The organism is Kitasatospora sp. NPDC094016 (genome assembly GCF_040304045.1).
In the GTDB taxonomy this organism is placed as follows: domain Bacteria; phylum Actinomycetota; class Actinomycetes; order Streptomycetales; family Streptomycetaceae; genus Kitasatospora.
Genome location: NZ_JBEOUK010000003.1, coordinates 37,098 through 53,801 on the forward strand (window position 1 = coordinate 37,098; position 16,704 = coordinate 53,801).

Sequence of the window (16,704 nt, forward strand, 5' to 3'; positions counted from 1 at the left end):
CGTGGACGGCCTCGGGCTGAAGGACGCTGAAGGACACGGCTCACTGTAATAGGGGTGCCCGTCCGGTCCGGCCGCCCCTCGTTCGGGCCCGGGCCGCTCGAATTGCCAGGTATAGACCAATCCGGCGCCTGCGGCTAGCGTGGACAGCGCCCCCGCCCCCAGCTCCGGAGCCGCACCGTGGAGTCGTCCGTCCTCGCCTTCGCCACCGACCTGCTCGACGAGGGCGCCGACACCTTCTTCGGCAACCTCACCGACCGCGCCGGAGTCGGCGGCGTCACCCTCGCCTCGGTCTACCACGAGGCCCGGGACGTCTTCCCGCACAACCCCCGCCGGGTGATCCGCTACCTGGAGCCGGGCGCGGCCTACTTCCGCCCCGATCCGGCCCGCTGGCAGGGCCGGCGGCTGGCGCCCGCCCCGTCCACCGCGATCGGCGACCGCGACCCCTTCGCCGAGGCCGCCGCCGAGACCCGCCGCCGGGGGCTGAAGCTGCACGCCTGGACGGTGTTCTGCCACAACGACCGGCTCGGCTTCGCCCACCCGGACTGCGCCCCGGCCAACGCCTTCGGCGACCGCCACCTCACCGAGCTCTGCCCGGCTCACCCTGAGGTCCGGGAGTACGCACGGACCCTGGTCGCCGAGCTGGCCCGGTACGGCGTGGACGCGATCCGGGCCGAGTCCCTGCACTTCCACGGGCTGCGCCACGGCTACCACCACGAGCGCTACTTCGAGGAGCTGGGCGCGGGCGCCGAGGCACTGCTCGGCATCTGCTTCTGCCCGCACTGCCGCGCCGCCGCCACCCGCGCGGGCGTCCCGGCGGAGGAGGTCGCGGAGGCCGTCCGCACCGAGCTGCGCCGCCGGCTGGCCGACGAGGCGGCCGCCGCCGAACCCGCCGACCTGAGCGCGCTCGCGGACGGCGCCCTGGCCGCCTACCTGGACGCCGCCACCGCCACCGTCACCACGCTGGCCGCCGAACTGACCGAGGAGGCCCGACGCCACGGCATGCGGCTGAGCTTCATGGACGGCGCCAGCCCGGGCAAGGGCTGGCTGTCCGGCATCGACCTGCCCGCGCTCGCCAAGGCGACCGACCAGATCGAGACGCTCGGCTACGCGAAGACCCCGGAGGCCGTCCGGGAGAAGATCGCCGCGTTCGCCCTGCACGGCGTCCGCCCGCAGGACATGGCGGTGATCCTGCGCCCGATGGCCTCGGACTGCGACGGCCCGGCGAACCTCGCCGCCAAGATCGCCACCCTGCGCGAACTGGGCGTCCCCGAGGTCGAGTTCTACAACTACGGCCTGATGCGGCTGTCCTCGCTCGACCGGATCGGCGCCGCCCTGGCCGGCTAGGCCCAATGCCGCGGGGCCCGACCGCTACCGGCGCCGCTTGGACGTCCCGAACAGGCTGCGCGAGATCTCCTGCCCGAGCTGCTTCCCGGCCGAACGCGCCAGGGACTTCACCGTCGGGTTGCTGAACAGCGAATCGAGCAGCCCGCCCGCCCCCTTCGGCTCCTCCCGCCGCGGGGCGGGCTCCCGCTCCTTCGGCGCCCTGGCCGGTGCGGCGGCCTCCGGCCTGGGCGCCCGCGCCGCCCGCGCCGCCAGCTTCTCGTACGCCGACTCCCGGTCGATCGCGTCCCGGTAGCGCGCCGTCAGCGGCGAGGCGTCGACGACGGCCCGCAGCGCACCCGCCTCGATCGGCCCCATCAGGGACTGCGGCGCCCGCAGCCGGGTGGCCGCGACCGGCGTCGGCGCGCCCTTCTCGGAGAGCACGGTCACCACGGCCTCGCCGGTGCCGAGCGAGGTGAGCACCGCCCCGAGGTCGTAGGAGGAGCGCGGGAAGGTCGAGACGGTGGCCTTGAGCGCTTTGGCGTCGTCCGGGGTGAAGGCGCGCAGCGCGTGCTGCACCCGGTTGCCCAACTGCGCGAGCACGTCGGAGGGGACGTCGCGCGGGGACTGGGTGACGAAGAAGATGCCCACGGCCTTCGAGCGGATCAGCCGGACGGTCTGGGTGATGGCCTCCAGGAAGGCCTTGGAGGCGCCCTTGAACAGCAGGTGCGCCTCGTCGAAGAAGAACACCAGCTTGGGCTTGTCCAGGTCGCCGACCTCGGGCAGTTCCTGGTAGAGGTCGGCGAGCAGCCACATCAGGAAGGTGGAGAACAGCCGCGGCCGGTCCTGGACGGCGGGCAGTTCCAGCACCGAGACGACGCCCCGGCCGTCCGGGGCGGTCCGCAGCAGTTCGGCGGTGTCGAACTCGGGCTCGCCGAAGAACGCCCCGGCGCCCTCGTTCTCCAGAAGGGTGAGCGCGCGCAGGATCACCCCGGCGGTGGCCGACGAGAGGCCGCCGATGGTCCTCAGCTCCTCCTTGCCCTCGGCCGAGGCGAGGAAGGCGATGACGGCGGTGAGGTCCTTGAGGTCGTACAGCTCCAGGCCCTTGGTGTCGGCGTAGTGGAACACCAGGCTGAGCGAGGACTCCTGGGTCTCGTTCAGGTCGAGCACCTTGGCGAGCAGCAGCGGCCCGAAGCTGGTGACGGTGGCGCGGATCGGGATCCCGGCGCCCTGGCCGCCGAGCGAGTAGAACTCGACCGGGCAGCCCTGCGGGGTCCACTGCTGCCCGACCTCGGCCACCCGGGCGGCGGTGCGCTCGCTCGGCGCGCCGGGCGCGGCGATGCCGGAGACGTCCCCCTTGACGTCGGCCAGGAACACCGGCACGCCCTGGGCGGAGAGCTGTTCGGCGATCAGCTGGAGGGTCTTGGTCTTGCCGGTGCCGGTGGCGCCGGCGACCAGCCCGTGCCGGTTGAGCACCCCGAGCGGGATGCGCACCTGGGCGTCCGGGTAGGCGGTGCCGTCCAGCAGCACCGCGCCGAGGTCGAGGGCGGGCCCGGTGAAGGCGTACCCGTCGGCGATCTCCCGGACGGCCGGCGGGGTGGGGGCGGAGGACATCGGGGCACTCTCCTGGGCGGTGCGGGGAGGCGGGGCGGGCCCGGAACCCGGTCCCGGGCGGGCCGTGTCCCGATCGGAACCGGGCGATGTTCGCGACATTTCCCATCAAACAGCCGCAATCGCCCTCCCGCAGCTCACACCCGAGCGCGTGGCGGCGTCGCGGCGGCTGCGCCATCCGCCGCCCAAACGGTAGGCTTTCCGTGTGATCTTCAAGCGCATCGGCAATGGGCGGCCGTACCCGGATCACGGCCGGACGAGCACCCGACAGTGGGCTGACGTCGCCCCACGCCCGGTGCGGCTCGACCAGCTGGTGACCACCAAGGGGCAACTCGACCTCGAAACCCTGCTCGCCGAGGACTCGACCTTCTACGGGGACCTCTTCGCGCACGTGGTGAAGTGGCGCGGCGACCTGTACCTGGAGGACGGACTGCACCGGGCGGTGCGGGCCGCGCTGCAGCAGCGCCAGGTGCTGCACGCCCGGGTCCTCGAAATGGAATGACGGACCCTCTGCACGGGCTCCTGGACCGCCCCCTCGCCATCCGGCGGAGGGCGGTCCGCGCGTACCCGGGTACCTCCTTTCGGGTACCGGCGTACTCCAGATGATGATCATTTAGTACCTTCACAGCCTGACAGCACTACGCTGCTGACTACGGCCGCGACCAGGGGATCCGCCCGCACCACGGGATCCACCCGCACCAGCCGATCCGTCATCCCGACCCCGCCCTGGCACGAGGGGGAGACAAACCGTGAGCATGTTGACTCCCCAAGGCCTCAAGGGGAAGCAGTACCGCGTCACCGGCAACGCCTATCCACGACTCGGCCGGCCCCCGAGGAAGAGCCGCAAGGTGATCTCCGGGCTCGCGACCCTGCTCGCCCTGGCCCTGATCGGCCTCGGCGGCGTCCAGCTCTACGACATCTTCAGCGGGAAGAACAAGAACTCCTCCGCCCAGGCCTGCGTGACCCCGTCGGGCAAGCCGCTGGCCGCCCCCTCTCCGGGCGCCACGCCCGGTGCGACCGGCGACTCCGGCGCCCCCGCCGCCCCGGGCGACCCGCACGCCATCCCGCAGCCGGCCGGCGTCACGGTGAACGTCTACAACGCCACCACCAAGGGCGGCCTGGCCGGCCGGACCGCCGAGGAGCTCAAGAAGCGCGGCTTCACCATCGGCAAGGTCGGCAACGCCCCGGCCGAACTGGACAAGAAGGTGCCCGGCACCGCCCAGGTGATCGCCGGCCCGGCCGGCTCCGGCGCCGCCACCCTGCTCGGCTCGCAGATCGCCGGGGCCACCACCACCGCCGACGCCCGCACCGACGGCACCGTGGACTTCGTGGTCGGCGACAGCTACAACGCCCTGCTGGACGAGACCCAGGCGGCCGCCGCCCTCGCCCTCGCGACCAAGCCGTCCCCCACCCCGACCGCCACCGGCAGCTGCTGAGGCCGGTCGTCCCGCGCAACAGGAGAGCCCCCCGGCACCGCGCCGGGGGGCTCTCGTCCGTTCGGGGGATTCGCTCAGCCGGCGGTGCCGTACAGGCGGTCGCCCGCGTCGCCGAGGCCGGGCACGATGTAGCCGTTCTCGTTGAGCCGCTCGTCCAGGGCGGCGGTGACCACGGTGACCGGCAGGCCGGCCAGCTCGCGCTTCATCACCTCGACGCCCTCGGGGGCGGCCAGCAGCACCACGGCGGTGACGTCGGTGGCGCCGCGCTCGATCAGCATCTTGATCGCCGCGACGAGGGTGCCGCCGGTGGCCAGCATCGGGTCGAGCACGTAGACCTGGCGGCCGGAGAGGTCGTCCGGCATCCGGGTGGCATAGGTGGAGGCCTCCAGGGTCTCCTCGTTGCGCACCATGCCGAGGAAGCCGACCTCGGCGGTCGGCAGCAGTCGGGTCATCCCGTCCAGCATGCCGAGACCGGCACGCAGGATCGGCACGACCAGGGGGCGGGGGTAGCTGAGGCGGGTGCCGAGCGTGACCGCCACGGGGGTGGTGATCTCCACCTCGTCGGTGCGGACGTCCCGGGTGGCCTCGTAGGCGAGGAGGGTCACCAGCTCGTCGGTCAGGCGACGGAAGGTCGGCGAGTCGGTGCGCTCGTCGCGCAGGGTGGAGAGCTTGTGGGCCACCAGGGGGTGGTCGACGACGTGGAGACGCATGTATCGAGGTTAGCCCGGGTCTGCACGCCTGTACGACTCGCCGCGTGCCGACCGCCCCGTCGCCGGGGTGCACCCGGCCGTGCCGAGCCGTGGCGCCCCGCTGATGTCCGGACGGAAGCGCCTCCTGTGGTATCAACCGGGCTGATCTGGGAATGTCACGTCTTATGACGAGCAACCCGAACGCCGGGGACGGCTCGGCGGACGAGCCCGCAGGCCGGTCGGGCAATCGCCCCGGCCCGCCACAGGACCCCCCGGAGACCGAGGCGGACCGCCGCAGACGACGGGCCGTCTTCCTGCGCGAGCTCACCGAGGCCCGCGAACTCCGGGAGCGGGTCCAGCCCCGGCGGACCAAGGAACGGCGGATGCGTGAGGCCATGCGGATGCGAACCTTCCGGATCTGACCAGGATCCGAAGCGGTTCCGGCGCGGCTCCCCCTACGGCTCCGCCGACCGGCCGGTCCGGATCCGGCGGGCCCCGGGCGGTGGCGCCGGCGCCGCACCGGCCGCCGGCCGGCCCTTCCGACACGACCTGCAAAGACGCGCTGCCGAACACCCCCCGCAAGGGCGGGCTTTCTGTCACGATTCCGATGGGACGGTCCGAACGAGCGGACCGCCTCTGGCGCGGGGGCGGCCAGATTTTCGCGTTGCCCGAGCGCGCCGACAGCCGAGACCGAGATCTTGGGAGTGTCCCTGGTGGCGTACTTCGCTGCAGTGCTTGCTCGCACCGAGGACGGGTGGGATGTGAGCGAGACGGAGCTCGACGACGTCGAAACCCTCGCCGACCTGACCGAACTGGCCCGCGACTCCACGCAGGACGACGACAGCGTCCTGATCTTCATCGAACAGGAGGACGCCTGGTTCGCCATCGTCCGGGTGGACGGCGAGGAGGACCCACGGATCTTCGTGTCCGACGGCGCCGCCGCCGCCCGCAGCTCCTACGGCTCCGTCCTCACCGACGAACTGGTCGACCAGGCCGGTGAGAGCGAGTTCGGCGACCTGGACCACCTGGTCGTCGAGCTGGAGGAGGACGAGGAGGCGCAGGAGCAGGACGAGGACGCCCGCGGCGGCGTCCCGGTCGGCCCGCTCGGCGACGCCCACCTGCTCACCGAGTTCGGCCTGGCCGCCGAGGAGCTGCTCGCCCTCAGCGGCGAGGGCGCCGTCCCGGGCGACGCCCTGGAGGAGATCGCCGAGGCCCTCGGCTGCGGCGAGGTCCTGGAGGCGGTCCGGTAGCGGGCGGTGACCAGGCCGGTGCCCGCCGCCGGATACCCGACACTGGATGCCATGCAGTCCGCATCCGCCCCGCAGGCCGTCCCCCGCATCGCCCCCCTGCCCGCCCCCGTCCGCCCCGACCCGGTCCGTGACCGCTGGGCGGCGCCGATGCGCCTCGCCATCGCCGAGGCCGCCCTGGCGCCGGCCACCGGCGACGTCCCGGTCGGGGCGCTCGTCCTGGGCCCGGACGGCGAGGTGATCGGGCGCGGCCACAACGAGCGCGAGGCGGTCGGCGACCCGACCGCGCACGCCGAGGTGGTCGCGATCCGGCAGGCGGCCGAACGGATCGGGGAGTGGCGGCTCGGCGGCTGCACCCTGGTCGTCACCCTGGAGCCCTGCACGATGTGCGCCGGCGCCATCGTGCTGTCCCGGATCGACCGGGTGGTCTACGGCGCCCTCGACGAGAAGGCCGGCGCGGCCGGCTCGCTCTTCGACGTGATGCGCGACCGCCGGCTCAACCACCGCCCCGAGGTGGTCTGGGGCGTCCTCGCCGACGAGTGCGGCGAGCAGCTGCGCGAGTTCTTCGAGTCCCACCGCTGACCCCCGGCGCCGACTTCCGCCGCCGGCTCTCCCGCCGGCCGCCCGGCCATACGGATTTCGTGACCGCGCCACCCGTCCGGTAGAGTTCCCCTCGGTAGCGTGTCCGAGCGGCCAAAGGAGCACGCCTCGAAAGCGTGTGTGGGGGCAACTCCACCGTGGGTTCGAATCCCACCGCTACCGCCGTAAAGCCCGAGGGCCCGTCCGATCCGGACGGGCCCTCGGCGTTTCCGCGCCCCCTCGAACGCGAAAAGGGCTCCGTACTCCGGGCTGATGACCACCAACGCCCGGAGAGTACGGAGCCTGGAAAGGGGGAGCGGCTCGGGGGGACGACCGCTCCCCCGGCGGAGTCCCACAACCGGCGCCGCGTCGGGGGGAAGCCGCGGCGCCCGGTCCCACAGCGGGGAGCTCCGGATCCACGCACCGGGGATTCCTGCCAGATCCTCGGCACGTCTCCCATCCTGCCGCCCGGGCCGCTTCCGGGCATCCGGAGAAAGGCCCCACTCACGGGGACCTTCGTCCCGCCGGGCGAACGCGTCGCACACTTGATAGCCCGTCCGATGGATAAGCTGCTTCCGCAGGGCCGCTCGGGGACCCGGATGGCGGCGGCCCACAGCAGGAGAGGACGACACCCGATGGCGCAGGCGAAGAAGATCGGCATGGCCCTCCTGCTCATCTTCGTCCTCTACTCGATCATCAGCTCGCCGGCCCGCTCCGCCCAGCTCGTCCAGCTCGGCTTCGAGGGCATCTCGAACGCGGCCAAGGCGGTCGGCACCTTCATGACCGGACTGATCAAGTAGCCGTCCGGTCGCGTAGGGCCCGTCGTCCCACCCCGGCGTACCGGCTACGGTGTGCGGGACCCTCTGTCCCCGTCCGCGAGGAGCGGCAATCGTGATCCGGCATCTGGTCCTGTTCAAGCTCAACGAAGGCGTCGGCAAGGACGACGAGCGCGCGCTCGCCGGCGCCAAGGCGTTCGCCGAGCTCGGTCCGCTGATCCCCGAGCTGCGCGAGTGGGAGTGCGGCTGGAACACCACCGAGCGGGACATCGCCCACGACTACGCGATCAACAGCCTGGTCGAGGACCGCGACGCCCTGCACGCCTACCTGACCCACCCGGCCCATCAGGCCGCGGCCGGTCAGTGGCGCGAATTCGCCACCTGGGTGATCGCCGACATCGAGGTCTGACACCCGAGGCACCCGGGTCCGTCCCTCGGACGGCCCGTCGCGCCCCGTCCGGCCACCGGACGGGGCGCCTTGCTCCGCCCCGGAACGATCCGTGCAGCGCCTGGGCGGGAAGCCCGGTGAAGCCCCGACCCCGCACCAACACACCTCCGCCGGGTGCTTGCCCGACCTGCGCCCGCCTTGTGATGCTATGACCGGTTTTGCCGGACATGGCGAGGTGGTGAAGCAGCCGCGACACCCGATCCGCAGGGCCCTTCGTTATCGACTGAGGGAGGGGTGGCGTGTCCGACGAGGTACTGGCGTCGATCATCAGCCCGGCCGGCGAGCTCCGCCCGGACGGTCTGCGCGGCCCCGGCGGCCGCCCCGCGGTGGACGTCCGGACGCTGACCCGGGTGCTGTTCGAACGACTCGCGGAGCTGCCCCCGGGCACCCCCGAGCGGGAGCGCGTCCGGGCCGCCCTGATCGAGGTGAACATCCCCCTGGTCCGCTACGCGGCCACCCGCTTCCGCAGCCGCAGCGAGCCGATGGAGGACGTCGTCCAGGTCGGCACCATCGGCCTGATCAACGCGATCGACCGCTTCGACCCCACCCGCGGCGTCCAGTTCCCCACCTACGCACTGCCGACCATCCTCGGCGAGATCAAGCGCTACTTCCGGGACAACGTCCGCACCATGCACGTCCCGCGCCGGCTCCAGGAGCTGTGGGTCCAGGTCAGCGGCGCCATGGAGGAGCTGACGGTGCTGCACGGCCGGGCCCCCAAGGTGCCCGAGATCGCCGCCAGCCTGCGGATCCCCGAGGAGGACGTCCGGGCCTGCCTGGACGCCGGGCGGGCCTACAACGCGGCCTCGCTGGAGGCGGCGCAGGAGCACGAGGGCGGGCTCGCCCTGCTGGACCGGCTCGGCTACGAGGACTCCGCGCTGGCCGAGGTCGAGCACCGGGACATGGTCCGCCACCTGCTGGTCCAGCTGCCCGAGCGGGAGCGGCGGATCGTGATGCTGCGGTTCTTCGCCAACCTGACCCAGTCGCAGATCAGCACCGAGCTGGGGATGTCCCAGATGCACGTCTCGCGGCTGCTCTCCCGCATCCTGACGAGGCTTCGGACCGGCAACTCCTGGGAAGACTGAGATTGCAGCGCGTTACCCTCGCGTGACATCTTGCGACGTTCGGGTTTGCCGTGCACCGTGTTCCGGTATGGAGGGGGAGGGCCCCCGCCGGGAACCTCCGTGCGACGGCCCCCGTTCAACTGTCAGTCACAAGGGGGTGGGCGCATGTCCGGAGAGCTGGGCACTGCGGAGATCCACGCTGGTCAGGCCAACGGTACGGCTGTCGCCGAGGACCGGATCCCGCTCCAGCGGGTCCCGGCCGCCGCGCCGCCCGGGCCCGAGACGCCGCCCGGCTCCGGGCTGGACACCCGGACGCTGTCGCGCTCGCTGTTCCTGCGGCTGGCCGCCCTGGAACCGGGCAGCGCGGAGCACACGTACGTCCGCGACACCCTGATCGAGCTCAACCTGCCGCTGGTCCGGTACGCCTCGGCGCGCTTCCGCAGCCGCAACGAGCCGATGGAGGACATCGTCCAGGTCGGCACCATCGGCCTGATCAAGGCGATCGACCGGTTCGACCCCGAGCGCGGGGTGGAGTTCCCCACCTTCGCGATGCCCACCGTGGTGGGCGAGATCAAGCGCTTCTTCCGGGACACCAGCTGGTCGGTCCGGGTGCCCCGGCGGCTCCAGGAGCTGCGGCTGGCGCTCACCAAGGCCGGTGACGACCTGTCCCAGCGGCTGGACCGCTCCCCCACCGTCGCCGAGCTGGCCACCTGCCTGGGAGTCAGCGAGGAGGACGTGGTCGAGGGCCTCGCGGTGGGCAACGCGTACACCGCCAGCTCGCTCGACTCCAGCCCCAGCGAGGAGGACGGCGACGGACCGCTGGCCGAGCGGCTCGGCTACGAGGACCTCGCGCTGGAAGGCGTCGAGTACCGGGAGTCGCTGAAGCCGCTGCTGGCCAAGCTGCCGCCGCGCGAGCGCCGGATCATCATGCTGCGGTTCTTCGGCAACCTCACCCAGTCGCAGATCGGCGAGGAGATCGGCATCTCCCAGATGCACGTCTCCCGGCTGCTCACCAGGACGCTGACCCAGCTCCGTGAGGGCCTGATCAGCGAGGGCTGACAGGCCCGGGGAAGCCACCCGTCGCCGTCCCGGCAGACTGCGCGTCAGCCTGCCGGGACGGCGTCGTCCATCGCCCGGCCGGCCACTGCGGTGGCGCCCTCCCAGCGGGCCGAACTCGTCGGTAATGACATGGTTCAGGCCATCACTGCACAGGGCCGCGGCGCACCGCGGCGCCCGCCCGTCGACCGTCCAATAGCCGCCGGGATCGCGGTCGTTGAGCGCACCGCGTAGTCCTGGACTGCGCCCGACCAGCACCGTTCGACCGGCTCCGGCGCCGCTTTCCGCCCGGCCCCGATTGCACCGGACTCGGTCCGCCGATCGACCGTGCGAGCACCTCCATTGCATATTCGGACTGTCACATGGCACAGCGGTGCCCGATATTGCATGAACCTGCCCAAGGCGTCGGCAAGATGTGCAAGAGTGTCATGCGCGACGACGACAGTGTAGGTGTCCGGTGGTCCGCCCAAGCCGCACGGGCGGTAACCAGGTGTAGCTCTCAGCTTCCGCTTTTTCATTCTCAATTCATTATTTGCATGGCCGGTCCGGTTCCGGTCACAATCGGCGCCTTCATGGCTTCGCCATGAACGTTGGTAACAGGTTCGCTGCACTCTCGCCCAATTGGTCCCTCGCAGAGGCCCCCCTCGACCAGGATGGGCGCCGGGCAGCCTGCTGCCCGCGAACAGCTACAGGGCAGGCGAGCGCTGAGCAGCGAGGCGCCTACCCAAGGGGAGGATCACCATGGGTCGAGCGACCCGAAGAGTTGCCGCGTGCGCGGCGGCAGTTCTGCTGGCCAGCGGCCTGCAGACCACCCTGGCCCACGGCGACACGCCGCCCAGGATCGACCTCACCATCCTGGTCATCGACGACGGAGGCCCGTCGGTCGCGGCGATCACCGCCGAACTCAAGAACCAGGGCACCCCGTACAAGGTCGTCAACCTCAACGACACCAACCGTCCCATCATCAACTCGGCTTTCCTGAGCGACACGGTGAACGGCCAGCCCCGCGGGAAGTACCAGGGCATCGTCCTTCCCAACGAAAACCCCTTCCCCAACAGTGCGGCCGAGATGACGGCCATCGCGGGCTACGAAGCCGCATTCGGAATCCGGCAGATCGACGCGTACACGTTCGCCAGTCCTGCGGTGGGGCTGAACTACGCGGTGAATCCCGGTTACTACGGCACGCTGGACGGATTCCAGGGCGCCACCACCACGGCCGGCACTTCGGGCCCGTTCGGGTACCTGAGGGGCAGCGTGCCGTTCGAGGACAACGACCCGACCGTCAGCGAGAGTTACGGCTACCTGGCCACACCTCTGGCCAACCTGCCGGCCGGCGCCTCGTTCGTCCCCCTGGTCGACGCCGCGATCCCGAGCACCACCTCGCGCGGCTCGCTGGTCGGCGAGTACACGCACGACGGCCGCAAGGAACTGGTCGTCACGTTCGTCTACAACCAGTACCAGCAGCAGTACCGCCTGCTGGCCCGCGGCATGGTCGACTGGATCACCCAGGGCGTCCACCTCGGCTACGACCGCAACTACTTCGCGGCCCATGTGGACGACGTCTTCCTGGCCGACGACCGCTGGGACACCGTGCTCAAGTGCACCCCCGGCGACGTCACCTGCCCGCCCGGCACCCCGGACACGGCCAACCCGATCCGGATGACGCCGGACGACGCCCAGCACCTCAAGCAGTGGCAGACCGCCAACAACTTCACCCTGGACATGGTGTTCAACGGTGGCGGCAGCGAGGACTGGAAGGCCGACCACCAGACCACGGTGGACCCCACGGCCAACCAGATGATCGCCGACCAGAACAGCTACCGCTGGGTCAACCACACCTACACCCACCCGTACCTGGGCTGCGTCCAGGACGTCACCGTGGTGCCGTGGCGCTGCACCAAGGACTCCTCGGGCAAGACCGTCTGGACCGACCAGAACACCATCTCGGGCCAGATCAAGGACAACTTCGACTGGGCCGCCAAGAACGGCCTCAAGGTCGACCCGCAGGCCCTGGTCACCGGCGAGCACTCCGGCCTGCTGACCGCACCGCAGGAGACCAGCGACAACCCGAACCTGGCGCCGGCGCTGGCCGCCAACGGCATCAAGTTCACCGGCAGCGACGCCTCCCGCGAGCCCGCCCAGCGGACCGTCGGCTCGTCCACGCTGACCGTGCCGCGCTACCCGATGAACGTCTTCTACAACGCCGGCACGGCGAAGGAGGAGGCCGACGAGTACAACTGGATCTACACCAGCAAGGCCAACGGCGGCAGCGGCGTCTGTGAGAACAACGCCAACTCCACCTGCCTGACGCAGCCGCTGGACGTCAACACCGGATTCCAGTCGTACATCGTGCCGCTGGAGGCCCGGATCGACCTCGGGCACGTACTGAGCAACGACCCGCGGCCGCACTTCATCCACCAGTCGAACCTGTCCGAGGACCGGATCCTCTACCCGGTGCTGGAGAAGATCCTCGGCACCTACCGGTCGCTGCACGCCGACAACACCCCGATCGTGAACCTCGGCGAGCGCGAGATCGGCCAGGAGTTCCAGCGCCGCGCCGCCTGGAACTCGGCCATCGCGGCAGGTCAGGTCACCGGCTACCGGGTCGGCAACACCGTCACGGTCAACGCTCCGGCCGGTGTTCAGGTCCAGGCCACCATGCCGACCGGAACTTCTCAGAAGCTGGTCATCGGATCGACCGCCTTCGGTTCGTCCTACGCCGGTACGATCTCTGGTTGGGTGTCCCCGGGCACCCTGCAGAGCAGCGTCTCCCTGCAGCTCCCCTCGGCCGGCACCCCGGCCGCCCCGGCCGCCGTCGCCCCCGGCGTCGCGGCCAAGTCCGTCCCGGCCCCGGCCCCGGCGGACAAGAAGGTCGTCCCGCAGGGCGTCGCCACTCCCGTTCCGGTGGGCCCGAGCGACACCGGTCGTACCAGCGCCCCGACCCTGGTCCCCGGTAGCGGAAACCCGGTGCCCGGCAAGGACGTCGCCACCGACGGCAACGGCGGCACCGCCGCGGCCGCCAAGAGCGGTAAGGCCACCGGGGGGGCGGCCTCGCTCGGCACCAGTACCACCGGACGCTCCGGCAACCGGTAGCCCGCAGCACCCGATCGCGGGGCCGGGCCGGTCGCCCGGTCCGGCCCTGCCTCGGGTCCCGTTCCGGCCACCCAGACCGGACACCGAAGCAAGGAACAGGAGGGGGGACAGGAGATGCGCGTCACCCTGCTCACCGAGGGGACGTATCCGCACCAGCACGGCGGTGTGAGTGTCTGGTGCGACCAGCTCGTTCAAGGCATGCCGGACGTCGACTTCGACGTCATCGCCGTCACTGGTACCGGCCAGGAACCGCTGGCCTGGGAGCTGCCCGCCAACGTGCGGTCGGTCACGACCGCACCGCTGTGGGGCCCGGCCTCCGAGGCCGGACCGCCCCGCGGCAAGGAGATGCGGCGCTTCCTCAACGCGTACGAGCGCTTCCTCCACTCCATCCTCGATCCGGTCTACACCACCCACTTCGGCACCGAGCTGTACGGCTTCGCCGACCTCGCCCGGCGCGGGCTGCTCAGCCCGGCGCTGCGCAGCGAGCGCGCCCTGCGCACCCTCCAGCACGTCTGGACCCGTGACTACCTGCCCACCGCCGTCTCCCGGCCCACCATGCACGACGCCCTGAACGCCACCGACCTGCTGGAGCACGCCCTGCGGCCGCTCTCGGTCGAACCGCCCACCGGCGGCGTCGCGCACGCCGCCAGCGGCGGGCTGGCCACCCTGCCGGGGCTGATCGCCGCCCAGCAGTACGGCGTACCGTTTCTGCTCACCGAGCACGGCATCTACCTGCGCGAGCGCTACCTCGGCTACCGCACCGGCCCGTACCGCTGGCCGGTCAAGGCGCTGCTGCTCGGCTTCTACCGGATGCTCGCCGAGGAGAGCTACCGGCAGGCCGCGCTGGTCACCCCCGGCAACCGGTACAACCGGCGCTGGGAGGAGCGCGGCGGCACGCCGTCCGCCCACATCCGCACCGTCTACAACGGCGTGGACCCGGCGGCCTTCCCGCCCGCCGGGCCCGAACCCGAGACGCCGACCCTCAGCTGGGCCGGCCGGGTCGACCCGATCAAGGACCTGGAGACGCTGATCCGGGCCTTCGCCATCGTCCACCGTGAGATCCCCGAGGCGCGGCTGCGGCTCTTCGGCGGAACCCCCAAGGGCGGCGAGGCCTACCGGGACGGCTGCATAGCCCTGGCCGCCGAACTCGGCATCGCCGACTCGGTGGCCTTCGAGGGCCGCGTCGCCGACATCACCGACGCGTACGCGGCGGGCAACGTGGTCATGCTCTCCAGCATCAGCGAGGGCTTCCCGTTCACCCTGATCGAGGCGATGTCCTGCGGCCGCGCGACCGTCTCGACCGACGTCGGCGGCGTCCGCGAAGCCGTCGGCGACACCGGACTCGTCGTCCCGCCCCGCGAACCCGAACCGATGGCGGCCGCCGCGATCGAGCTGCTGCGCGACGCCGAACGGCGCGCCCGCCTGGGCGAACAGGCCCGGCTGCGGGTCATCGAACAGTTCACGCTCCGCCAGAACATCGACGGCTTCCGGGGCATCTACACCGAACTCCTCGGCACCGCGCGCTGGATGCCGGACGGCGTGGTGGCCGTCACCGACCAGACCCCCACCACCGACTGGGACCAGCAGCTCGCCGCCGCCCAGCCCCAGCACAGCGAGGTGGGCGCGTGAACGAGCGGAGCAAGAGAACCATCGACAGGTGCGTGTACCGCGCAGCGGCCGCCGAGCCCGGCGGGGTGGAAGCATGAGTGGGCCCCTGCGGCTCGTGGAGGACGAGGGCGGCTCCGAGCGGACGATGCAGCTGCGCACCCTGCCGCTGAAGCGCCGCCGTCCCGCCGGCCCGGCCCAGCCCGAGCCCGAGGAGCAGCTCGACCTCTCCGCGGACCCGCTGGACGAGCTCGCCGAGCGGCTGCACGACATCTGCGCCGATGCCGTCCACCCGTACGAGATCGCCGCGTTCCTGGAGTCCGACGGCCTCTCCGACGAGCAGGCCGCCCTGCTGTACGGCCGCCCCGACTCGTTCACCCTCGCCGAGGAGCTGTTCGAGAAGGTCGAGCGCCGCTATCCCGGCCCGAGCTCCGAGTTCGCCAACCCGTGGCGGGCCGACCCCTGGCGCTGCGTCGTGCGCGGCCTGGTGTTCGCCCTGCCCGGGCTCGGCTACCTGCTCGGCGCCAACCTGTTCGCGGCCACCCGGATGCGGTTCGGCCTGCCCTCCGGCATGCTCGCGCTGTCCGTCGCGACGCTGGTCAGCTGGGGTTTCAACCAGGCGCTGGCACACCGCTCGTACCGCTGGCTCGGCCGGCTGCGGCGCCGCGAGGCCGCGGTCTGCCTGGCCCTCGGGGCGCCGCTGGGCGCCCTGGTCGCGTCCGCCGCGGCGTACGTGGTCGGCGGGCCGCTGGGCGCGCTCCTCTTCGCCGCCGGGCAGTCGCTGTACCTGGGCGCGGCCACCGTCCTGCTGGTGCTGGGGCGGGAGAAGTTCCTGCTGCTGGCCCTGGTTCCGGCCTCGGTGGGCGCGGGCGTGGTGCTGGCCGCGGACGTCCCGCAGGTCGTGCGGACGGTCGTGCTGCTCGTCTCGCTGGTGCTGGCGGTCGGCCTGGCCGCCCGGGAGCTGCTGTTCTGCATCCGCGGCAGCGAGAAGGAGTCCGTCGAGCTGAAGCTGCCGATCCGCCAGGAGGTCCCGCACCTGCTGTTCGGCCTGGCCTGCGGCACCCTCACGCTGATCGCCGGTCTCGGCGAGACCATCCACCAGGCGGTGCAGACCGGTGCCGCGCACGGCGCGAAGGCCACCCCGACCGGACCGGCCATGATCGCGCTGACGCTCAGTCTCGGCCTCGCCGAGTGGCTGCTCTTCCGCTACCGGGCGATGGCCGTGGCCGCGCTGCGCACCAGTCACACCAGCGGACAGTTCACCCGCCGCACCGGCGGGATCCTGCTCGGCTGCCTGTTCATCTACCTCACCACCGTGGCCGCGCTGGACGCCGCCACGACCGTGCTGTGGCCCGGCGCCCCCGCGCTCGGTGTGCCGCAGCTCGGCGCGATGCTGCTCCTCGGCGGCTCGCTCTGGCTGGCGCTGCTGCTGAACGCCTTCGGGTTCAGCTGGAGCACCGCCCTCATCTGTCTGGCCGCCGCGGGTGCCGAGAGCGCCGGGCTGCTGACCGGTGCGGATCCGATCGTCCTGCAGCTGATCGGCTGCGGGGCGGCCGCCTTGCTCCTCACCGCCATCGCCGGGCCTGCGCTCGGCCGCACCACCCAGCACCGCTGAACACCGAAATCACGCACGCCCAATTCGCGTGCACCGCTGGACCCGCTCCACCCGAACACGCTCCACAACGCGCTTCACCGAACACGCTTCACCGAACACGCTCCACGGCACAACTGAACCACCACCGGCCGGTCGCCACCGGGAGTCCGGCCGTTCCCAAAATCGAGA

Annotated in this window: 15 protein-coding genes and 1 tRNA gene; 14 read left to right on the top strand and 2 right to left on the bottom strand. The window is 71.8% G+C overall.

Annotation, left to right across the window (positions count from 1 at the left end; translation table 11 throughout):
* The first annotated feature begins 177 nt into the window (after positions 1 to 177).
* Complete coding sequence (locus tag ABT015_RS03660; RefSeq protein WP_350876406.1) at positions 178 to 1,344, top strand: hypothetical protein; 1,167 nt, start codon at positions 178 to 180, stop codon at positions 1,342 to 1,344.
* A 24-nt stretch (positions 1,345 to 1,368) separates the two neighbouring features.
* Here ABT015_RS03660 and ABT015_RS03665 read toward each other — a convergent pair whose 3' ends face one another.
* A complete protein-coding gene (locus ABT015_RS03665; protein ID WP_350876408.1) occupies positions 1,369 to 2,934 on the bottom strand; it encodes a helicase HerA-like domain-containing protein in 1,566 nt (521 codons plus the stop codon).
* A gap of 202 nt (positions 2,935 to 3,136) precedes the next feature.
* Between ABT015_RS03665 and ABT015_RS03670 the strand changes: the two genes are divergently transcribed.
* Entirely contained in the window at positions 3,137 to 3,433 is a 297-nt protein-coding gene (locus ABT015_RS03670; protein ID WP_063348635.1) for a type II toxin-antitoxin system VapB family antitoxin, read from the top strand.
* Between the two features lie 253 nt (positions 3,434 to 3,686).
* Entirely contained in the window at positions 3,687 to 4,367 is a 681-nt protein-coding gene (locus ABT015_RS03675; protein WP_350876929.1) for a LytR C-terminal domain-containing protein, read from the top strand.
* Positions 4,368 to 4,441: 74 nt separating this feature from the next.
* Here the strand turns inward: ABT015_RS03675 and upp are convergent, their stop codons facing one another.
* A complete protein-coding gene (gene upp / locus ABT015_RS03680) occupies positions 4,442 to 5,077 on the bottom strand; it encodes a uracil phosphoribosyltransferase (RefSeq protein ID WP_350876411.1) in 636 nt (211 codons plus the stop codon).
* 164 nt (positions 5,078 to 5,241) lie between these two features.
* On the opposite strand from upp, the gene ABT015_RS03685 reads away from it, so the two are divergent.
* From ABT015_RS03685 to ABT015_RS03735, 11 genes are all read left to right on the top strand, one after another.
* Complete coding sequence (locus ABT015_RS03685) at positions 5,242 to 5,478, top strand: hypothetical protein (protein ID WP_063348632.1); 237 nt, start codon at positions 5,242 to 5,244, stop codon at positions 5,476 to 5,478.
* A 291-nt stretch (positions 5,479 to 5,769) separates the two neighbouring features.
* Positions 5,770 to 6,306, top strand: coding sequence for a tRNA adenosine deaminase-associated protein (locus tag ABT015_RS03690; protein WP_350876414.1), 537 nt, complete (start codon positions 5,770 to 5,772; stop codon positions 6,304 to 6,306).
* A 51-nt stretch (positions 6,307 to 6,357) separates the two neighbouring features.
* Positions 6,358 to 6,885 (top strand): tRNA adenosine(34) deaminase TadA, encoded by a 528-nt coding sequence (gene tadA, locus ABT015_RS03695; protein ID WP_350876416.1) that lies wholly within the window; start codon positions 6,358 to 6,360, stop codon positions 6,883 to 6,885.
* 93 nt (positions 6,886 to 6,978) lie between these two features.
* Positions 6,979 to 7,065: transfer RNA gene (locus ABT015_RS03700), tRNA-Ser, on the top strand.
* A gap of 452 nt (positions 7,066 to 7,517) precedes the next feature.
* Complete coding sequence (locus tag ABT015_RS03705) at positions 7,518 to 7,682, top strand: hypothetical protein (RefSeq protein WP_167745863.1); 165 nt, start codon at positions 7,518 to 7,520, stop codon at positions 7,680 to 7,682.
* Between the two features lie 91 nt (positions 7,683 to 7,773).
* A complete protein-coding gene (locus tag ABT015_RS03710) occupies positions 7,774 to 8,067 on the top strand; it encodes a Dabb family protein (protein ID WP_350876419.1) in 294 nt (97 codons plus the stop codon).
* A gap of 338 nt (positions 8,068 to 8,405) precedes the next feature.
* On the top strand, positions 8,406 to 9,188 hold the full coding sequence (locus ABT015_RS03715; protein ID WP_244293642.1) for an RNA polymerase sigma factor SigF: 783 nt from the start codon (positions 8,406 to 8,408) through the stop codon (positions 9,186 to 9,188).
* 144 nt (positions 9,189 to 9,332) lie between these two features.
* Positions 9,333 to 10,226, top strand: a complete 894-nt coding sequence (locus ABT015_RS03720; protein ID WP_350876421.1) for an RNA polymerase sigma factor SigF — start codon at positions 9,333 to 9,335, stop codon at positions 10,224 to 10,226.
* A gap of 738 nt (positions 10,227 to 10,964) precedes the next feature.
* Positions 10,965 to 13,316 (top strand): hypothetical protein, encoded by a 2,352-nt coding sequence (locus ABT015_RS03725; RefSeq protein WP_350876423.1) that lies wholly within the window; start codon positions 10,965 to 10,967, stop codon positions 13,314 to 13,316.
* A 114-nt stretch (positions 13,317 to 13,430) separates the two neighbouring features.
* Positions 13,431 to 14,945, top strand: coding sequence for a GT4 family glycosyltransferase PelF (pelF, locus tag ABT015_RS03730; RefSeq protein WP_350876425.1), 1,515 nt, complete (start codon positions 13,431 to 13,433; stop codon positions 14,943 to 14,945).
* A gap of 73 nt (positions 14,946 to 15,018) precedes the next feature.
* A complete protein-coding gene (locus ABT015_RS03735) occupies positions 15,019 to 16,536 on the top strand; it encodes a hypothetical protein (protein WP_350876427.1) in 1,518 nt (505 codons plus the stop codon).
* Positions 16,537 to 16,704: the final 168 nt, after the last annotated feature.

Coding starts and splice junctions, on each gene's coding strand:
- ABT015_RS03735 (WP_350876427.1), top strand. CDS start 15,019: ATGAGTGGGCCCCTGCGGCTCGTGGAGGACGAGGGCGGCTCCGAGCGG.
- ABT015_RS03720 (WP_350876421.1), top strand. CDS start 9,333: ATGTCCGGAGAGCTGGGCACTGCGGAGATCCACGCTGGTCAGGCCAAC.
- ABT015_RS03705 (WP_167745863.1), top strand. CDS start 7,518: ATGGCGCAGGCGAAGAAGATCGGCATGGCCCTCCTGCTCATCTTCGTC.
- ABT015_RS03685 (WP_063348632.1), top strand. CDS start 5,242: ATGACGAGCAACCCGAACGCCGGGGACGGCTCGGCGGACGAGCCCGCA.
- tadA (WP_350876416.1), top strand. CDS start 6,358: ATGCAGTCCGCATCCGCCCCGCAGGCCGTCCCCCGCATCGCCCCCCTG.
- pelF (WP_350876425.1), top strand. CDS start 13,431: ATGCGCGTCACCCTGCTCACCGAGGGGACGTATCCGCACCAGCACGGC.
- ABT015_RS03665 (WP_350876408.1), bottom strand. CDS start 2,934: ATGTCCTCCGCCCCCACCCCGCCGGCCGTCCGGGAGATCGCCGACGGG.
- ABT015_RS03725 (WP_350876423.1), top strand. CDS start 10,965: ATGGGTCGAGCGACCCGAAGAGTTGCCGCGTGCGCGGCGGCAGTTCTG.
- upp (WP_350876411.1), bottom strand. CDS start 5,077: ATGCGTCTCCACGTCGTCGACCACCCCCTGGTGGCCCACAAGCTCTCC.
- ABT015_RS03675 (WP_350876929.1), top strand. CDS start 3,687: ATGTTGACTCCCCAAGGCCTCAAGGGGAAGCAGTACCGCGTCACCGGC.